Origin of the sequence: Rhizobium sp. CC1099 (assembly GCF_029714385.1) — a bacterium.
In the GTDB taxonomy this organism is placed as follows: Bacteria; Pseudomonadota; Alphaproteobacteria; order Rhizobiales; family Rhizobiaceae; genus Rhizobium.
The window spans coordinates 3,150,326-3,167,361 of the sequence record NZ_CP121641.1; the positions used below are offsets into that span (position 1 = coordinate 3,150,326).

A 17,036-nucleotide genomic window follows, 5' to 3' on the forward strand; every position below is an offset into this window, starting at 1 on the left:
AACGGGCGCCGAAGCGCCCGTTTTGTTAAGGACCAGTTCAAGCGGCCTTGCGCAAAGGCGCGGCAAGCGGCGCAGAGCGGCGGTCGAGCGCACCGCTCGTGAGGGTGAGGACAAGAGCGGCGGCAACGAGGATCGCGCCGACCCAAGGCGTGGCGGCGAGCCCGAGCGAGGATTCGACGACCAACCCGCCGATCCAGGCGCCCGCCGCGATCCCGAGGTTGAAGGCAGCAATGTTGAGCGCCGAAGCAACATCGACGGCGGCCGGACGGACCTGCCTTGCCAGTTGCACGACATAGAGCTGCAGGCCCGGCACGTTTGCAAAGGAGAGAAAACCGAGCGCAGCCAGCGTCGGGATCGCAAGCCATGGCGAAACAGCCGTGAAGCTGAAGAGAACAAGCACGATCGCCTGGGCGATGAAGAGCCCGGTCAGCGCCCTCACCGGATCACGATTGGCAATCCGCCCGCCGATGATGTTGCCGATGGCGATCGCGATACCGTAAAGCACGAGGATCAGGCTGACGGCAGACGCTGAAAAGCCGGTGATCTCCTGCAGGATCGACGCAAGAAAGGTGAAGGCGACGAACGTGCCGCCATAACCGAGCGCGGTGGTGGCAAAGACGATCAGCAACCGGCCGCTGCCAAGCACGCGAACCTGATCCTTGATGCTCGCGGGCGGCGCTTTCGCGAGGTTGGAAGGAAGCAGGAGCGCGATACCGGCAAAGGCCACGACGCCGAGCCCCGCGACGGCGGCAAAGGTCGCCCGCCAGCCGAATGTCTGGCCGATGAAAGTGCCAAGCGGCACGCCGGTCACGATCGCGACAGTCAGTCCCATGAACATCATGGCAATGGCCGAGGCGCGGCGGTTCTCCGGCACGAGATCGGCGGCGATCGTCGAACCGACGGAGAAAAATACGCCATGCGCGAAAGCCGAGAGCACGCGCGCAACCAAGAGCGGTGTGTAACCGGGGCTGAACGCCGCCATGGCATTGCCGATGATGAAGAGCGTCATGAGCCCGAGCAGCAGCGGTTTTCGGGCGATCCGGCCGGTCAGCGCCGTCAGGATCGGCGCGCCGAAAGTCACGCCAAGCGCATAGACGCTGACAATGAGACCTGCGAGCGGCAAAGTGATGTGGAGATCATTGGCAACGGTCGGCAGCAGGCCGACGATGACGAATTCCGTGGTACCGATCGCATAGGCGGCGATCGTCAAGGCAAAAAGAGCAAGTGGCATGAGATGACCCGTGATGATGTGCCCAAAGTTCGGGCGCAGGTTATTGTTCGGGTCAAAATATGGATGCGCGGCACCGCGTCGATAATCCGGTGGAGCGGCCCAGCACTTGTGAATTGAATTCAAGATACGCGGCTACTTAAGAACGTTCCGTCTCGCTGACAAGCCATTTCCGAAAGAGCGCCAACGACGACCTTTCCAGGGCGCCGGGGGGATAAAGCATCGCGTAGTTCAGGGCTGCAGGCTGGCGTTCGACGAAACAGCGCACAAGCCTTCCGGCGGCAATATGCTCGGCAACCAGCGAACTGCGCACCAGCGCAAAACCCTGTCCCGTGCCGCAAGCTTGCAGCATCTTCTCGAAGGAATCGAAGACCGGCGCTTCATCGACCGCTCTTGCGATGTCGAAGTCGGCAAACGGAGCGTCTCGGACAGTCACCTGTTCGTACCATCGCTGCCAGTCGAGCACAGTGTGCCGCATGCCGCGATAGATCAACAACGGCGCGGCGCGAATGGCACCACGGCTTGGAAGCCTGCTTGAGAGAGTCGGCGCGCAGACGACGAATTCCTCGTCGAGCAGAAGCGGCTCCGTCACAAGGTCCGGGCCGCCATGACCAAGCCAGATCGCCAAATCGACACTCGAAAAATCCGGTCGCTGATAGCCGACGGCGGTGCGGACTTCGATTTTCGGATAGCGGCGGCAGAAAGCCTCGAGACGCGGAGCAAGCCATTGGCTTGAAAATTCAGGTGTCGTCGCGATCGTCAGCGACGGACTGGCGCTTGCCTCCCGTGCCTGATGCAAAGCACTTTCAAGTAAAGCAAGCGCGCTCGCAATCTCGGGATGAAGCCTGAGACCAAGCGGTGAAAGCCGGGCGCCGTGCCGCCCGCGATCGAAGAGCCGGCCGCCCATCCAGCCTTCCAGTTGTGCAATCTGATGGCTGACGGCTGTCTGTGTCAGCCCCAGCCGCCCCGCGGCACGCCCAAAGCCTCCTGTCTCCGCAATAGCGCAGAAGGCCTGCAGGGTCGAAAGCGGCGGCAACGGACGATCTGTCATGAAAATCTCTCATGATAAGAACAGTCGAGTTTCATTATACCGCGGGGCAAAGCAAGAATAAATTGACCACATGGGAGATAGGCCATGAGGATTTCGATAAAAATTCTGAATGCATTGCTGCCGTTTAGCGGCCTCGCCGCTCCAGCGCAGCGGCAAAGATCCACAGCCCCGCCGCAGCCGGCAACCGCACTGAACGCGCATATGCAGAGAGATATCGGAATAGACGAGGGGCGGAACCCTGCCGCCGAAAAATGAAGTGCGATCCGCGGCAGCCGATGGAGATTTACGATCCTGGGCGCCTACAAACGTAGGTGGGCACCGTGTGTCCAGGCCCACGAGCCTGGTCAGGGACAGCTCCCTTTGGATCGAGTATGGCCCCAGGGATTGTGGTTCCTGTCGAGAGGCGCAGATCGCAGCACGATATATAAGGCCGTTCACGAAGCTGCGCCAGAGGGACATGCATGCTGCGAAAATTTAATTGAGCTCGGCAGGCGCCCGGCCGTTGAGCTTGTCGGTGAGGCCGCGAATGCGGCTCGTCACCTCTCCGAGCACTTCGGCGAGGCTTTCCTCCGTCCGCGCGGTCGCAGCGAGAACGGTGTCTCGATTGCCGCGCAGCGTTTCGAGCTCGGCTTCCAGCTCACCCACGCGGCGGCTCAGCTCGGAAATTTCGTCCATCACCATGATCCCGGCCATGACGGTGATCCTCAGATCGCCGATTTCGCCGAACTGACCCTTGAGATGGCCGACATAGCGGTCGAAGCGGTTGGCGAGGTCGGTCAGATGGTCTTCTTGTCCTTCCTCGCAGGCCATTCGATAGGCCTTCCCGTCAATCGTTACCGTCACCTGTGCCATGTCACTGTCTTTCCATTAGCGGTCCAGAACCGCGCGGATCGTCTCCATCGCCGTTACCAGCCGCCGCGAAACCTCGCGGTTGACCTCTTCCAGCCGGTTGGCACGGAATTCTGCCTGGTCGAGTTCCTGCGCGAGTTTGGAGCGATCGGCATGCACGCGGCGAACCTCGCCCTCGATGTCGCCCTGCTCGCGCTGGCGTTCGATTCGCATATCCACGGCGTTTTCCAAGCCGGAAATCGCCTGCTTCAGCTCGTTGAGGGCCGCTTCCATGGATTTGCCTGTGGGCGTCATGTCGCTGTCCGGTTCTCCCGCGCAAGACCTCTCGAATCGGCAGGCCTTGCCGGTCCAGTGATTTCAACAGGATATGCAGCTAGCCGACGGCGCGTCAATAAAAGCCGTACCGGCGCATAGGCCCTATTCTGTGGATGACTGAAATACACGCACCTTAAGCAGCGGATTCGTCTTTTGCACAACTCAACGATCAAATGTCAAAAATCGCCGCACCCGGCCCGGATATGGCCCGCAATTTATTGACTTGGCCGTTCCAACTGCTATGTCTCACCCGCTTTCATCGATGGCCTTCAGAAGGCTCGAGGCCATCTCCCGACACCGGAACCCCGTGGAAAAGCCATGACCTCTCCCGAACAACATGACCGGATGGCGAATGCGATCCGTTTTCTCTCCATGGATGCCGTCGAAAAGGCAAATTCGGGCCATCCGGGCCTGCCGATGGGCATGGCGGATGTCGCCACCGTTCTCTTTACGAAATACCTGAACTTCGATCCCAAGCAGCCGCACTGGCCGAACCGCGACCGCTTCGTGCTGTCGGCCGGTCATGGCTCCATGCTGCTTTATTCGCTGCTTTATCTGACCGGTTATCCGGACATGTCGATCGAGGACATCAAGAATTTCCGCCAGCTCGGCTATAAGACAGCCGGCCATCCGGAATACGGCCATGCGACCGGTATCGAAACCACCACCGGCCCGCTCGGCCAGGGTATCGCGAATTCGGTCGGCATGGCGATCGCCGAGCGCAAGCTGCGCGAGGAGTTCGGCCCCGACCTGCTCGACCACTACACCTATGTGATCGCCGGCGACGGCTGCCTCATGGAAGGCGTCAGCCAGGAAGCCATCGCACTCGCCGGCCACCTGAAGCTCAACAAGCTCATCGTCTTCTGGGACAACAATTCGATCACCATCGACGGCGCCGTATCGCTGTCGGATTCGACCGACCAGGTCGCGCGCTTTAAGGCAGCGCACTGGAACACGATCGAAGTCGATGGTCACGACCAGGCTGCCGTTGCCGCCGCTATCGAAGCCGCGCAGAAATCCGACCGTCCGACACTGATCGCCTGCAAGACGATCATCGGCTTCGGCGCGCCGAACAAGCAGGGCACCCACAAGGTGCACGGCAACCCGCTCGGCGCAGATGAAATCGCTGCTACCCGCGAGGCGCTGAACTGGGACGCCGAAGCCTTCACCGTCCCGGCCGACATTCTGGAAGCCTGGCGCAAGGCGGGCACCCGTTCTGCCGAAACCATCACGGCCTGGGAGGGCCGCCTCGCTGCCTCCGACAAGAAGGCCGAGTTCACCCGCCGCTTTGCCGGCGAATTGCCGCCCGGCTTCGATGCAGCGATCAGCGAATACAAGAAGAAGCTTGCCGAAACCAAGCCGACGGTCGCGACCCGCAAGGCTTCGGAAGATGCGCTCGAAGTTATCAACGGCTTCCTGCCAGAAACGCTCGGCGGCTCCGCCGACCTGACGCCCTCGAACAACACCAAGACCAGCCAGATGAAGTCGATTACCCCGACCGACTTCTCCGGCCGCTACATGCATTACGGCATCCGCGAACACGGCATGGCGGCCGCCATGAACGGCATCTCTCTGCACGGCGGCCTGATCCCCTACGGCGGCGGCTTCCTGATCTTCTCGGATTATTGCCGCCCGCCGATCCGCCTCGCCTCGCTGATGGGCATCCGCGTCATCCACGTGCTGACGCATGACTCGATCGGCCTCGGGGAAGATGGCCCGACGCACCAGCCGGTCGAACAGCTCGCCGCACTGCGCGCCGTTCCGAACCTGATGATCTTCCGCCCTGCTGATGCCACCGAAACCGCCGAATGCTGGCAGATCGCCATCACGACGCCAAACCGTCCGTCGGGCCTGGCGCTCACCCGCCAGAACCTTTCGGCCGTGCGCACCGAATACAGCGAGAAGAACCTCTCGGCTAAGGGCGCCTACACGCTCGCCGGCTCCGATGATGCCAAGGTCACGATCTTCGCATCGGGCTCCGAGGTCGAGATCGCCATCGCCGCTCGCACCACGCTGGAAGGCAAGGGCATTTCCACCCGCGTCGTCTCCGTTCCCTGCACCGAACTCTTCTTCGAGCAGCCGGAAGCCTACCGCCATGCGGTCCTCGGCAAGTCGCCGGTCAAGATCGCCGTCGAAGCCGCCGTCCGCGAAGGCTGGGACGCCTTTATCGGCCCGGAAGGCACCTTTATCGGCATGAAGAGCTTCGGCGCCTCCGGCCCATACAAGGAACTCTACAAGCATTTCGGCATCACGGCGGAAGCCGTCGTCGCCGCAGCAGAAGCCAAGCTCTAAAGGGGGAGCGTTCCGGCGCTCTCCACTCATCCGCAAGCCCCATATCTAGGGAGTGAATGCAAATGACTGTAAAGGTTGCCATCAATGGCTTTGGCCGCATCGGCCGCAATGTTCTCCGCGCGATCGTCGAATCTGGCCGCACTGACATCGAGGTGGTCGCAATCAACGACCTCGGCCCTGTCGAAACCAATGCCCACCTGCTGCGCTATGACTCGATCCACGGCCGCTTCCCCGCAGCCGTCAAGGTCGAAGGCGACACGATCATCGTCGCCAATGGCAAGCCGATCAAGGTGACGGCGATCAAGGACCCGGCGACGCTGCCGCACCGGGAACTCGGCGTCGACATCGCGATGGAATGCACCGGCATCTTCACCGCGCGCGACAAGGCCGCGGCCCACCTCACCGCCGGCGCCAAGCGCGTCCTCATCTCGGCCCCTGCCGACGGCGCTGACCTCACCGTCGTCTACGGCGTCAACCACGACCAGCTCACCAAGGAGCACATGGTCATCTCCAACGCATCCTGCACGACGAACTGCCTGGTTCCGGTCGTCAAGGTGCTGAACGACGCCGTCGGCATCGATCACGGCTTCATGACGACCATCCACTCCTACACCAACGACCAGCCGTCGCTCGACCAGATGCACAAGGATCTGTACCGCGCCCGCGCTGCCGCACTCTCGATGATCCCGACCTCGACCGGTGCGGCAAAAGCCGTCGGCCTCGTCCTGCCGGAACTGAAGGGTAAACTCGACGGCACGTCGATCCGCGTCCCGACCCCGAACGTCTCCGTCGTCGACTTCAAGTTCGTCGCCAAGAAGGCAACCACGGTTCAGGAAATCAACGAAGCCATCAAGACTGCCGCCAACGGCAAGCTGAAGGGCGTTCTCGGCTACACCGAGGAGCCGCTGGTTTCCCGCGACTTCAACCACGACAGCCAATCCTCGATCTTGGCAATCGACCAGACCAAGGTCATGGAAGGCAATTTCGTCCGAATCCTCACTTGGTACGACAACGAGTGGGGCTTCTCCAACCGCATGGCCGACACGGCCGTTGCGTTTGCGAAACTCATCTAAGTTTTGCGAAGCGGATTAGGAAGGCGGCCTGCGAAAGCGGGCCGCTTTTGTTTTGAGCACTGCCCGAGCTATCAAGTCCCTTGCGGCAAAAACGGCATGCATCTGCCCATGCCGGCAGAACGAGGATGAAGATCGTGGAATATCTCGATATTCGAAAGGCAAGCGCAGACGACGCAGAGGAGCTCTGTGTGCTCCTCAACGAGATAATCGAAGTTGGCGGCACCACTGCTCTTGAGGAGCCACTCTCAGTAAAGGAGCTGACCGACTGGTTCATCACTGGCAAGTCCGCACTGACATGCCACGTCGCACGGGCCGGGCCTGGCATTGCAGGATTTCAGTTCCTGAGCCTTTACGAAAACCTACCGAAAGGGTGGGCCGACATCGGAACCTTTGCTCGCCTGAGCCCGAAGATACCCGGCGTCGGTACCAAGCTCTTCGCCGCGACCTTGTCCGCCGCCGAAGAGCGCGGCGTCGCGTTCATCAATGCAACCATCCGCGCCGATAACACTGGCGGACTCGCTTACTATGAGAAGATGGGCTTCCGGACATATAGGACGATTGACAAGATGCCGCTCCGGGATGGCACGCTCGTGGATAGAATCCAGAAGTGCTTCGCGGTGAAGAAAAATTTGAGCGGCGTCTAACGACCTTTCGAAAAACAAAAAATTGCAGTCCTCTTCTCCTTGCCCTGCTCTTGCCTGATTTACCTATAAGTTCTTCATAGAGAATCTCTCCCGTAGCATCCCCACCGGCCAGCCGTCCGGCGCGCCGTTCAGCAGCATGAAGCCGCAGGCAAGCGAGGTTAAGCCACAAGGCCTACCCTTCCGATCTGTTTTGCCGTTTACTGATGCAGGCGGAATGAAGCGTGGAGGGCGGAAATAGCGGCATGCCGGGGCGGGTTGCGGCGGGCAATGAAAGGGGTTGGACGTGGAAGCATTCTACATCGTCGTACTGGTATCGACGGCGCTTGTGCTTCTTGCGGCCTTCTCAAGCCTGCTCGCCTTCCGCTTTGGCGCTCCCCTGCTTTTGCTTTTCCTGGCAATCGGCCTGATTGCCGGTGTAGACGGGCTCGGCATCGAGTTCAGCAACAATTACCTCGCCTATATCCTCGGCTCGATCGCACTTGCCATCATTCTCTTCGATTCCGGCTTCGGCACGCCGATTCAAGCCTTCAAGCTCGCGGCTATACCTTCGCTGACGCTTGCCTCCGTTGGCGTGCTGATGACCGCCGGCCTCTTTGCCGTTGTCGCCATGTGGCTGCTGAACTTCACCTGGCTCGAAGGCCTGCTGCTCGGCTCGATCGTCGCCTCCACGGATGCGGCCGCCGTCTTCTTCCTGCTGCGCATCGGTGGCATCAACATCCGCGACAAGGTGCGCTCGACGCTCGAAGTGGAATCCGGCACGAATGATCCGATGGCGATCTTCCTCACCATCGCCCTCGTCGAACTGCTTGCCAGCGGCGAAGGCTATGCCGGCATCGATATCGGCATGCTCGCGGTGTTCATTCAGGAAATGGGCCTTGGCGTCATCCTCGGGCTGCTCGGCGGCATGATGATCGCGCAGGTCGTCGGCCGTCTGGACACTGACCGCGGCCTCACGCCGATCTTCGTGCTCGGCCTTGCCATGCTGGTGTTTTCCTTCGCAGGCGCCGTCGGCGGCAGCGGTTTCCTGGCCGTCTATGTCGCCGGCATCTATGCCGGAAACCGCAAGCTTCCGGCGCTGGGATCGATCAAACGTTTTCAAGACGGCATGACCTGGCTCGCGCAGATCATCATGTTCCTCGTGCTCGGCCTGCTCGCGACGCCCTCGCAGTTTCCGGCGATCATCCTCCCAGCGGTTGCACTGGCGCTGTTCCTGATCTTCGTTGCCCGTCCGCTCGCCATCTGGCTTTCGCTCCTGCCTTTCGACTATACGCAGCAGGAGATCGGCTTCGTCGCCTGGGTCGGGCTTCGCGGCGCAGTTTCGATCCTGCTCGCGATCATGCCGATCCTCGGCGGGCTGCCGAACGGGCAGATCTATTTCAACACCGCCTTCATCATCGTGCTGGTCTCGCTGCTGATTCAGGGCTGGACGATCAAGCCGGTGGCCAAGAAGCTCGGCCTCATCATTCCCCCGCGCATGGGTGCCGTCGACAAGGTCGAGGTCGACCTGCCGGGTGCGGCAAACCACGAGCTACTTTCCTATCGCGTCATCAAGGACAGCCCGATCCTTCGCGGCGAGCGCATCCCGCGCTGGGCAACGCCTTCGCTCGTCATTCGCGACGGCAAGTCGATGCGTTATCAATATGCCGGGCGGCTGCGCGAGAACGATCTCGTCTATCTGTTCATCGTGCCGAGCCACTCGCGTCTGCTTGACCGGCTTTTCGCCAGTCGCGCGCCGGTGGATGCGGACGATGCTGAGTTCTTTGGTGCCTTCGCGCTCTCCCCTGCCCGCCCCGCAGCCGATCTCGATGCCGCCTACGGCCCGGGCCTGCTGAATGAATCCGAGAAGGGGCTGACGATCGCCGAACTGATGAAGCAGCGCCTTGGCGGCAAGGCGGACTATGCAGATCGCGTCCGTCTCGGCTCGATCATCCTGATCGTCCGCGACCTCGACGACCAGGCCCATATCACCTCGGTCGGCATGTCGCTCGAGGCTGTCGAGCCTGCCATCACGCTGCCGATCTTCATCAATCTGCATGACATCGTCCAGCGTATCCGCGACCGCCTCAAGGGTCGCAAAAACCCTGAAGCCGCAACGGCCAAGGGCGTGCCGGACCGTGACGAAAACGCGCGTGAAAACCACGGTTGAACGCCTTGCGTCTTGAGGCATCCTTGCTATGGTCGGCCACCTTCCAAGGCAAATAACGAACGGATAGTCCCATGCCAGCTTTCAAGACTCTCGACGACCTCAGCGGCATCGCCGGAAAGCGTGTTCTCGTCCGCGTCGACCTCAACGTGCCCGTGAAAGACGGCAAGGTGACCGACACGACGCGCATTGAACGCGTTGCGCCGACGATCCTCGAACTGTCGAAGAAGGGGGCCAAGGTTGTTCTGCTTGCGCATTTCGGCCGCCCGAAAGAGGGCCCCTCGCCGGACCTCTCGCTCTCGCTGATCGCGCCGGACGTTTCAAAGGTGCTCGGCAAGCCGGTTGCCACGGCATCGGACTCGATCGGCGAAGCCGCTGCTTCGGCCGTCGCCGGAATGAAGGATGGCGATATCCTGCTTCTCGAAAACACCCGCTTCCACAAAGGTGAGGAAAAGAACGACGCGGAGTTCACCAAAGCGCTCGCTGCCAATGGCGACATCTATGTGAACGACGCTTTCTCCGCCGCGCATCGCGCCCATGCGTCCACCGAGGGCCTTGCCCACCTCATTCCTGCCTATGCCGGCCGCACCATGCAGCAGGAGCTCGAAGCGCTCGAAAAAGGCCTCGGCAGTCCGGCCCGCCCGGTCGTTGCCATCGTCGGCGGCGCCAAGGTTTCCACCAAGATCGATCTGCTCATGAACCTCGTGAAGAAGGTCGATGCCCTGGTGATCGGCGGCGGCATGGCCAATACCTTCCTCGCCGCCCGCGGCACCAATGTCGGCAAGTCGCTCTGCGAGCATGACCTTGGCGAAACCGCAAAGCAGATCATGATCGAAGCCGCGACAGCCGGCTGCGCGATCATTCTGCCGGAAGACGGCGTTGTCGCACGCGAGTTCAAGGCAGGTGCCGCCAACCAGACCGTCGACATCAACGCCATTCCCGAAGATGCTATGGTCCTCGACGTCGGTCCGAAGTCGGTCGAGGTGGTCAAGGCCTGGATCGAGCGCGCCCAGACGCTGGTCTGGAACGGGCCGCTCGGCGCCTTCGAAATCGAGCCTTTCGATAAGGCGACGGTCGCAGCGGCCAAATACGCTGCCGAACGCACCAAGGCTGGCAAGCTCACCTCCGTCGCAGGCGGCGGCGATACCGTTTCGGCACTGAACCATGCCGGTGCTGCTGATGACTTCAGCTATGTTTCGACCGCAGGCGGCGCCTTCCTCGAATGGATGGAAGGCAAGGTCCTACCGGGCGTTGCCGTTCTTTCCGGCAAGTAACCGCCCGGCTGATTTGGCAATCTTTACATGTGGATAGACCGCGGAAGCGTTTAGGATTCGGCGGTCTTTTGCTCAGGCCGCGAAAAAAATCTCAAAGTTTCAAACGATTGAAATGATTTCAATCGTTTCAATGACTTAGCGCTCCATTCTCCTGCCTATAAACTTCTGTTATCGCCGACCTATATGCATGGTTGCCGATTTTCTTGTCGTGGAGAGAGTAAAAATGAGCGAACGCCTGGAAGACATTGCAGCAAAGATGGTAGCGGGTGGCCGGGGGCTGCTTGCCGCCGATGAATCGACCGGTACGATTGGAAAGCGGTTCGATACGATCGGCCTGGAATCCACTGAAACGAGCCGCCGCGATTATCGCGAAATGCTCTTCCGCTCCGAAGAGGCTATGAAGAAGTATATCTCGGGCGTGATCCTCTATGAAGAGACGCTTTATCAGAAGGCGGCCGACGGCACGCCCTTCGTCGACATCATCAAGGCTGCAGACAGCATTCCCGGCATCAAGGTCGATACCGGCGCCAAGCCGATGGCGAAGTATCCGGGCGAAACGATCACCGAAGGCCTCGACGGCCTCGCCGACCGCCTTGCCAAATATTATGAAGCCGGAGCCCGCTTCGCCAAGTGGCGCGGCGTGATCGCCATCTCCTCCTCGCTGCCGACCTGGGGTTCGATGAAAGCGAACGCTCATGCGCTCGCCCGCTACGCCGTGCTCTGCCAGCAAGCCGGTATCGTGCCGATCGTCGAGCCGGAATGCCTGATGGACGGCAAGCCGGGCGACCACAATATCGACCGCTGCGCCGAAGTCACCGAATGGACGCTGCGCACCGTCTTTGAAGAACTTGCCGATGCACGCGTCAGCCTGGAAGGCATGATCCTGAAGCCAAACATGGTCATTGACGGCAAGAACGCCCGCAAGGCATCCGTCGCGGAAGTCGCCGAACGCACTGTCCAGGTTTTGAAGCGCACTGTTCCGTCCGCCGTTCCCGGAATTGCCTTCCTTTCCGGCGGTCAATCCACCGAAGAGGCGACAGCTCACCTCTCGGCGATCAATTCCGGATTCGAATTGCCTTGGAAGGTCACCTTCTCCTATGGCCGCGCGCTGCAGGATACGGCCCTGAAGGCGTGGGGCGGAAAACAGGAAAACGTCGCCGCCGGCCAGCGCGCCTTCAGCCACCGCGCCGAAATGAACAGCCTTGCGGCCAAGGGCAGCTGGAAACAGGAACTCGAAAAGGCGGCGTAGCCGCCAATTAGCGCCTTTGCGACGCGGCCCCGTGAGCTTGTCACGGGGTCCAGCCGCGCCATGTCCATGGACGATGACTCGAAATGAATGATGAAGAGAACCATTCACGGCGCGGACGCTGCGTGGTTTCATTCCTGTGACAAGCACAGGAATGCAGGAGGGCAGCGCAAGCTCGCCAAGCTCAATTCTTGCATTGTCACGGCGACAAGATTGCGCTTTCGCGATCGAAGGACGTGACTCATTGTTGCGGCTTCCAAAATATCGGAGCCGCAATGACTGTCCTTTCTTATACGACCGTCGACGTTTTCACTTCTAACCGTTTTGAAGGCAATCCGCTCGCGGTCGTCACCGGCGCGAAGCAGCTCAGCTCCAAGACGATGCAGAAGATCGCAGCGGAATTCAAATATTCCGAAATCACCTTCGTCCTGCCGCCCAAGGATCCCGCCAACACGGCGAATGTCCGAATCTTCACGCCGACGATGGAGGTGCCTTTCGCAGGTCATCCGAATGTCGGTACAGCTTATGTTCTCGGCCAGCAGCAGGAGATCTTCGGCAGGCCGATCGGCGACACGCTGCGTTTCGAAGAAAAGGCCGGTCTGGTTGAAGTGGCGCTTCGGCGTATTGAAGGTCGGGTAACTGCTGCAACGATCCGTGCACCTCGGCCTCTGGATATCGGGGCTGCCGTCTGCGAAGAAACCATTGCGCGCTGCATCGGCATCGACCGCAGCGCAATCGTCAAATCGACCCACCAGCCGGTTTTCGTCTCCGTCGGCCTTACCTTTGCGGTTGCCGAACTCGACGGTCTGGCATCGCTTGGCGCCGCCCGACCGAATCTCACGCATTTCCAAGAGGCTGCCGGCCCGAACGCTGAAAGCAATCACGATTTCTCGCTCTTCGTCTATGTCCGTTCGCCGGACGAGCCTTGGACGATCCGCGCCCGCATGTTCGCGCCACTAGACAACGTTCCCGAGGATCCGGCGACAGGCAGCGCTTCGGCGGCACTCTCCGCCCATCTCGTCTCACTCGCACCGGAGCAAACCGTGACCCGGCGTGTGACGATCGAGCAAGGTGTCGAGATGGGCCGGCGCAGCATCATCGAAGTCGATGTCGTCAAGAAGGATGGCGTCGTGACGGACGTCGCGATTTCCGGCAGTTGCGTGCCGGTCATGCGCGGTGAGATCATCGTCTAGGCGATCAGGTCGCGGCCAAGAAGCGCGACCGCCCAAACGGCAAACGCAATCAGCGCAATCTTCCAGAAGTCCATCCGTTGCCGCAAACCGGGCAACCCCAGCGGCTTGATGATCTGTATAACCATGGCAAGGACGAGCAACAGCGCCAGAAGCTTTGTCATGGCATTATTTTTCCAATATTTCAGAATGTCACAGGACGGACATTATTCCGCGCGAACACAGCACTTCTTCATGCCGTAACGGCATTCCGAACCATAATCAACACCATTGGGACAGGGCGGGCAGCGTCTTGTCTTATGACTTATTAAATCGAACTTGCCGAGAATTTGGAAATGAGAAGAAATCTGCTGTCCGTCGCCGCGCTGCTTTTCGGAACGCTTTTCCTCTTCATGGGCAATGGCCTGCAGGGCATCCTGCTACCCGTCCGCGGCAACCTCGAAGGTTATGCCACGACCACGCTCGGCCTGCTCGGCACGTCCTGGGCGGCGGGCTTTGTCGTCGGCTGCCTCGTCGCCCCCAAACTGGTGCGGCGCGTCGGACATGTGCGCGCCTTCTCCGGCTTCATCTCGATCATCGCCATCATCGCCCTTGTGAGCGGCATCATCATCGATCCGATCTGGTGGATCGCGCTGCGCGCCGTCACCGGCTTTTCGACCGCCGGCACCTCGATGATCATCGAAAGCTGGCTGAACGAGCGCGCCACGAACGAAAGCCGCGGTGCAATCTTCTCGCTCTATATCGGCATCACCCTTCTCGGCGTCGTCGGCGGCCAGATGATGATCCCGCTCGAAGACGTGCGAACGCCGTTGCTCTTCATGGTCTGCGGCATCTTCTACTGCATCGCCATGCTGCCCACGACGCTCTCGACCGCAGCCTCGCCGCAGCCGCTGAAGGCCGTGAAGCTCGACCTGCCTGCGCTCTACCGCAACTCGCCTGTCTCCTGCCTCGGCATCCTGATGGTCGGCATCGCCAACGGTGCCTACGGCACGCTCGGCGCGGTTTTCGGGGCAGGTGCGGGACTTTCCGATGCCAGCATCGCAATCATGATGAGCGCCACCATTTTCGCCGGTGCGCTGATGCAGCTTCCAGCCGGCCGCCTTTCCGATCGCGTCGACCGCCGGTATGTTCTGGCAGTCATGTCGGCGATTGCCGCGGTCGCGGGCCTTCTGATCGTGGTGTTGCATCCCTCTTCGCCCGCGCTTCTGATCGGCCTTGTCATCCTCTACGGCGCAGTTGCCAACACGCTCTATCCGATCGCCGTAGCGCATGCGAACGACTTCGCCTCCGCCGAGGATTTCGTGAAGGTTTCCGGCGGGCTCTTGCTGCTCTATGGTATCGGGACGGTGATCGGACCAACGATCGGCGGCCCTGTGATGGCGATGACAAGTCCGCACGCACTCTTCCTCGTCACGGCGCTGTCGCATGTCTTCATCACCGCTTACGCAATCATCCGCAGCCGCATTCGCGCCGCAGTGCCGGCAAGCGAACGCGACACTTACACGACGATGCCGACCGGCACCTCGCAGATGCTGACGCCCGAAAGCATGTCGCTTGTCGAGCCCATGTCGAACAAGCCTCCCGAAAGCGACGATCCTGCTGTAAAATACGGTTGAGAACCGGACGGAGGATTGCTCATGAGCTTCATTGACGATGACCTGCCTAAGAAGGCGGCTTACGAAATCGGATCCGATCTCTCCATGCTTTCCGTGGACGAGCTGAAGGAGCGTGTCGAACAGCTGAAGGCGGAGATTACCCGCATAGAGGCCGAAGTCACGAGGAAGGCTTCGGGCCGCGCCGCAGCCGAAAGCCTTTTTCGCTCCTAGCGTTCGATCAAAGGCGAATAACCGCTGCCGCAAGTCTTAATACGAAACAATGTTAATAGAATATTAAGCTTTATGAGATATTACTGTTCTTATCCAGATTTCGTCTGGATCTCAGACAGTTTTCCATGCGGCGAATTGGTCTGATTTTTCTCCCTGTTTTACCTTGAGAGCCGCTTTTGCGGCTCTTCTTTTTGCGCCGGCGCCGATTTCCCACGAAACTGTGGAAGTTAACCTTTTCTTAAGAAACGCCTTGCGCATTTGGGCTAAAGATACCATCCTAAAGACATAAAGACAGGCCTCTGAAACTTTTGTTTCAGGCTGGCGTTACCTGAACATATGTAGACGCGTGCAACAGGAACCATTTGAATGTCGGAACTCGGTTTGAACACCATCAGTTTTGCGGGCCGCGTTGCCGCATCCTCGCAGTTCAAGACACTGTACGCGGAAGGCATGTCGCTGGTCGAGGAAACTGCCGCCTATTTGGATGGCAATGGCCGCGCCGCATCCAAGGTTCTGCCCCGCATGGCTTCTGTTCTCTACGCTGCCGAATCGATGCGCCTCACGACCCGCCTGATGCAGATGGCGTCCTGGCTGCTCCTGCAGCGTGCCGTTAATAACGGCGAGATGTCGCGAGACCAGGTTCTCGCTGAAAAGAATAAGGTCCGCCTCGACGGGTTCAACGTGGACCGCAATGCTCCGGGCTGGGGCGATTTGCCGGAAGCCTTCCGCGATCTCGTCGAACGCTCGCTGCGCCTCCAGAACCGCGTTGCCCTTCTCGACCGTGAAATCTATCGCCCGAATGAAGCGCCGATCGTTCCGGACAATCAGAACAGCGTCCAGGCACAACTGAGCCTTCTGCAAACGGCTTTCGGCAACAACTGAGAGCTTGCATAGGCTAAAGATGGACCGGCTGCGTGATACGCGGCCGGTTTTTTGTTGCATACTGCTTATCGCTACATCCAGGAGGAAGGCGATGTCCGCACATGCCGTGGTGCGCGCGAGAATATAGATACAGAAACAATAGAGAAGGCGACTGCCGACCTCGAAGCGATGGGGTTTCCGTTTCCGACGCAATCCGTCTTCTGGTGATGCGGTGCCAACGAGCATCGCCTGCCATTTGAAGTGTGCCGAAGCGTTCCACGGAAAAAGCAATGAAGGAACCGGAAGATGGCCAAGGCAAGCGGTTCGAAAATGCCGACGCCCTCTTCGACGATCTTGGCCGCTGATCTGTGCTGACGCCTGTTCAATCCGGAAAGTTCAAACGGGACGTCCAGCGCATGGAAAAGTGCTGCAAGATATCCGCAAGCTAAAGGATGCCTGCTTTTCATGATCAATGAACAGCCACTACGTGCAGAGTACTCGGATTATCCGTCGCGCGGCGATTGGTTGCCGCTGTATCTCATCGAGGATCGTGAACTGCAGCTTGCATGCCCCGGCACTCATTCAGGTTCAAGCAATAAAAAAGCCCGGAAACCCGGGCTCTTTTCAAATTCCGTACCGCAGAAGCGATTAGAGGCCGAGGCCGCCGAAGCGCTTGTTGAACTTGGACACGCGGCCGCCGCGGTCCATGAGCTGCTGGTTGCCGCCGGTCCAGGCCGGATGGGACTTGGAATCGATTTCGAGGTTCATGACAGCGCCTTCCGAACCCCAGGTCGAGCGGGTTTCGTATTCGGTGCCATCGGTCATCACCACCTTGATGACGTGGTAGTCGGGATGGATATCAGCCTTCATAACAATCTTCCTGCGATGCCAGGGTCCAATTTGACGCAAGTCATTGCGGCAAGAGAACCGATTGAATAAATGAAGCCGCAGTCGCTAAGGCTACGGCTTCCCATTCGGATGCGGTGCCTATACATGAAGGCCGCCCGGATAACAAGGGCCTACAAACCGCTGATCAGCGGTATT

General features: G+C 60.0%; 16 protein-coding genes and 1 other RNA gene. 10 read left to right on the forward strand and 7 right to left on the reverse strand.

The annotated features are described in order from the left end of the window. Positions 1-37 precede the first annotated feature (37 nt). The 5 genes from QA644_RS15855 to QA644_RS15875 all read right to left on the reverse strand — a co-directional run bounded on the left by QA644_RS15855 (position 38) and on the right by QA644_RS15875 (position 3,422). Positions 38-1,231, reverse strand: coding sequence for an MFS transporter (locus QA644_RS15855; protein ID WP_239597034.1), 1,194 nt, complete (start codon positions 1,229-1,231; stop codon positions 38-40). 136 nt (positions 1,232-1,367) lie between these two features. Next, a complete protein-coding gene (locus QA644_RS15860) occupies positions 1,368-2,279 on the reverse strand; it encodes a LysR substrate-binding domain-containing protein (RefSeq protein ID WP_283069470.1) in 912 nt (303 codons plus the stop codon). Positions 2,280-2,535: 256 nt separating this feature from the next. Further along, a non-coding RNA gene (gene ssrS, locus QA644_RS15865) (6S RNA) lies at positions 2,536-2,694 on the reverse strand. A gap of 59 nt (positions 2,695-2,753) precedes the next feature. Continuing rightward, a complete protein-coding gene (locus QA644_RS15870) occupies positions 2,754-3,131 on the reverse strand; it encodes a cell division protein ZapA (RefSeq protein ID WP_039846043.1) in 378 nt (125 codons plus the stop codon). Positions 3,132-3,146: 15 nt separating this feature from the next. Continuing rightward, entirely contained in the window at positions 3,147-3,422 is a 276-nt protein-coding gene (locus QA644_RS15875) for a DUF4164 domain-containing protein (RefSeq protein ID WP_022715786.1), read from the reverse strand. Positions 3,423-3,761: 339 nt separating this feature from the next. Here QA644_RS15875 and tkt point away from each other — a divergent pair, with 339 nt between their 5' ends. The 7 genes from tkt (at position 3,762) to QA644_RS15910 (ending at position 13,308) form a co-directional block, all read left to right on the forward strand. After that, complete coding sequence (tkt, locus tag QA644_RS15880; protein WP_283069473.1) at positions 3,762-5,735, forward strand: transketolase; 1,974 nt, start codon at positions 3,762-3,764, stop codon at positions 5,733-5,735. 62 nt (positions 5,736-5,797) lie between these two features. Continuing rightward, positions 5,798-6,808, forward strand: coding sequence for a type I glyceraldehyde-3-phosphate dehydrogenase (gene gap, locus QA644_RS15885; protein ID WP_194728154.1), 1,011 nt, complete (start codon positions 5,798-5,800; stop codon positions 6,806-6,808). A 125-nt stretch (positions 6,809-6,933) separates the two neighbouring features. Beyond that, positions 6,934-7,452, forward strand: coding sequence for a GNAT family N-acetyltransferase (locus tag QA644_RS15890; protein WP_283069475.1), 519 nt, complete (start codon positions 6,934-6,936; stop codon positions 7,450-7,452). A 283-nt stretch (positions 7,453-7,735) separates the two neighbouring features. Then, positions 7,736-9,598 carry a potassium/proton antiporter gene (locus QA644_RS15895; protein WP_283069476.1) on the forward strand — a complete coding sequence of 621 codons (1,863 nt, stop codon included), beginning with the start codon at positions 7,736-7,738 and terminating at the stop codon, positions 9,596-9,598. A 71-nt stretch (positions 9,599-9,669) separates the two neighbouring features. Further along, positions 9,670-10,869 carry a phosphoglycerate kinase gene (locus QA644_RS15900; protein ID WP_074069619.1) on the forward strand — a complete coding sequence of 400 codons (1,200 nt, stop codon included), beginning with the start codon at positions 9,670-9,672 and terminating at the stop codon, positions 10,867-10,869. 223 nt (positions 10,870-11,092) lie between these two features. Next, positions 11,093-12,118 carry a class I fructose-bisphosphate aldolase gene (locus tag QA644_RS15905; RefSeq protein WP_194728156.1) on the forward strand — a complete coding sequence of 342 codons (1,026 nt, stop codon included), beginning with the start codon at positions 11,093-11,095 and terminating at the stop codon, positions 12,116-12,118. A 272-nt stretch (positions 12,119-12,390) separates the two neighbouring features. After that, positions 12,391-13,308 carry a PhzF family phenazine biosynthesis protein gene (locus QA644_RS15910; RefSeq protein ID WP_283069479.1) on the forward strand — a complete coding sequence of 306 codons (918 nt, stop codon included), beginning with the start codon at positions 12,391-12,393 and terminating at the stop codon, positions 13,306-13,308. Here the strand turns inward: QA644_RS15910 and QA644_RS15915 are convergent. Then, positions 13,305-13,469, reverse strand: coding sequence for a hypothetical protein (locus tag QA644_RS15915; RefSeq protein ID WP_022715794.1), 165 nt, complete (start codon positions 13,467-13,469; stop codon positions 13,305-13,307). The genes QA644_RS15910 and QA644_RS15915 overlap by 4 nt on opposite strands. A 171-nt stretch (positions 13,470-13,640) precedes the next feature. Between QA644_RS15915 and QA644_RS15920 the strand changes: the two genes are divergently transcribed. The 3 genes from QA644_RS15920 (at position 13,641) to QA644_RS15930 (ending at position 16,013) form a co-directional block, all read left to right on the forward strand. Beyond that, entirely contained in the window at positions 13,641-14,921 is a 1,281-nt protein-coding gene (locus QA644_RS15920) for an MFS transporter (RefSeq protein ID WP_074069622.1), read from the forward strand. Positions 14,922-14,942: 21 nt separating this feature from the next. Next, entirely contained in the window at positions 14,943-15,131 is a 189-nt protein-coding gene (locus QA644_RS15925; RefSeq protein WP_022715796.1) for a DUF1192 domain-containing protein, read from the forward strand. A gap of 366 nt (positions 15,132-15,497) precedes the next feature. Beyond that, positions 15,498-16,013, forward strand: a complete 516-nt coding sequence (locus QA644_RS15930; RefSeq protein ID WP_022715797.1) for a DUF1465 family protein — start codon at positions 15,498-15,500, stop codon at positions 16,011-16,013. A 627-nt stretch (positions 16,014-16,640) separates the two neighbouring features. On the opposite strand, the gene rpmE is transcribed toward QA644_RS15930, so the two are convergent. Then, complete coding sequence (gene rpmE, locus QA644_RS15935; protein WP_027508080.1) at positions 16,641-16,862, reverse strand: 50S ribosomal protein L31; 222 nt, start codon at positions 16,860-16,862, stop codon at positions 16,641-16,643. Between the last annotated feature and the right edge of the window lie 174 nt (positions 16,863-17,036).

Coding starts and splice junctions, on each gene's coding strand:
- QA644_RS15855 (WP_239597034.1), bottom strand. CDS start 1,231: ATGCCACTTGCTCTTTTTGCCTTGACGATCGCCGCCTATGCGATCGGT.
- QA644_RS15860 (WP_283069470.1), bottom strand. CDS start 2,279: ATGACAGATCGTCCGTTGCCGCCGCTTTCGACCCTGCAGGCCTTCTGC.
- QA644_RS15870 (WP_039846043.1), bottom strand. CDS start 3,131: ATGGCACAGGTGACGGTAACGATTGACGGGAAGGCCTATCGAATGGCC.
- QA644_RS15875 (WP_022715786.1), bottom strand. CDS start 3,422: ATGACGCCCACAGGCAAATCCATGGAAGCGGCCCTCAACGAGCTGAAG.
- tkt (WP_283069473.1), top strand. CDS start 3,762: ATGACCTCTCCCGAACAACATGACCGGATGGCGAATGCGATCCGTTTT.
- gap (WP_194728154.1), top strand. CDS start 5,798: ATGACTGTAAAGGTTGCCATCAATGGCTTTGGCCGCATCGGCCGCAAT.
- QA644_RS15890 (WP_283069475.1), top strand. CDS start 6,934: ATGAAGATCGTGGAATATCTCGATATTCGAAAGGCAAGCGCAGACGAC.
- QA644_RS15900 (WP_074069619.1), top strand. CDS start 9,670: ATGCCAGCTTTCAAGACTCTCGACGACCTCAGCGGCATCGCCGGAAAG.
- QA644_RS15905 (WP_194728156.1), top strand. CDS start 11,093: ATGAGCGAACGCCTGGAAGACATTGCAGCAAAGATGGTAGCGGGTGGC.
- QA644_RS15910 (WP_283069479.1), top strand. CDS start 12,391: ATGACTGTCCTTTCTTATACGACCGTCGACGTTTTCACTTCTAACCGT.
- QA644_RS15915 (WP_022715794.1), bottom strand. CDS start 13,469: ATGACAAAGCTTCTGGCGCTGTTGCTCGTCCTTGCCATGGTTATACAG.
- QA644_RS15920 (WP_074069622.1), top strand. CDS start 13,641: ATGAGAAGAAATCTGCTGTCCGTCGCCGCGCTGCTTTTCGGAACGCTT.
- QA644_RS15925 (WP_022715796.1), top strand. CDS start 14,943: ATGAGCTTCATTGACGATGACCTGCCTAAGAAGGCGGCTTACGAAATC.
- QA644_RS15930 (WP_022715797.1), top strand. CDS start 15,498: ATGTCGGAACTCGGTTTGAACACCATCAGTTTTGCGGGCCGCGTTGCC.
- rpmE (WP_027508080.1), bottom strand. CDS start 16,862: ATGAAGGCTGATATCCATCCCGACTACCACGTCATCAAGGTGGTGATG.